Consider the following 500-nt stretch of genomic DNA (forward strand, 5'->3'; position numbering starts at 1 on the left):
AATGAGTGGAGGAAAATGATGTCCGAGAAGATCTATGACGTGCCGGCCGATTGGGCCAAGCGCGCCTATGTCAACGACGCCAAATATCGCGAGATGTACGCGCACTCGGTCAAGGATCCCAACGGCTTCTGGGCCGAGCACGGCAAGCGGATCGACTGGATCAAGCCCTTCACCAAGGTCGAGAACGTCTCCTTCGCGCCCGGCAACATCTCGATCAAATGGTTCGAGGACGGCGTGCTGAACGTCGCCTGGAACTGCATCGACCGCCATCTCGAGAAGCGCGGCGACCAGACCGCGATCATCTGGGAGGGCGACGACCCCTCCGAATCCAGGCACATCACCTACCGCCAGCTGCACGACGAAGTCTGCAAGATGGCCAACATCCTGCGCACGCGGAACGTCAAGAAGGGCGACCGCGTCACGATCTATCTGCCGATGATTCCGGAAGCCGCCTACGCCATGCTGGCCTGCGCGCGGATCGGCGCGATCCATTCGGTGGT

Annotated in this window: 1 protein-coding gene; it reads left to right on the forward strand. The window is 61.0% G+C overall.

Features of this window, described 5'->3' with window-relative positions:
• Positions 1-18 precede the first annotated feature (18 nt).
• A partial coding sequence (locus AC628_RS41885; RefSeq protein ID WP_143202132.1) for an acetyl-coenzyme A synthetase N-terminal domain-containing protein occupies positions 19-500 on the forward strand: 482 nt, incomplete at its 3' end.

The sequence above is a fragment of the Bradyrhizobium sp. NAS96.2 genome, from assembly GCF_001908235.1.
Lineage (GTDB): Bacteria > Pseudomonadota > Alphaproteobacteria > Rhizobiales > Xanthobacteraceae > Bradyrhizobium.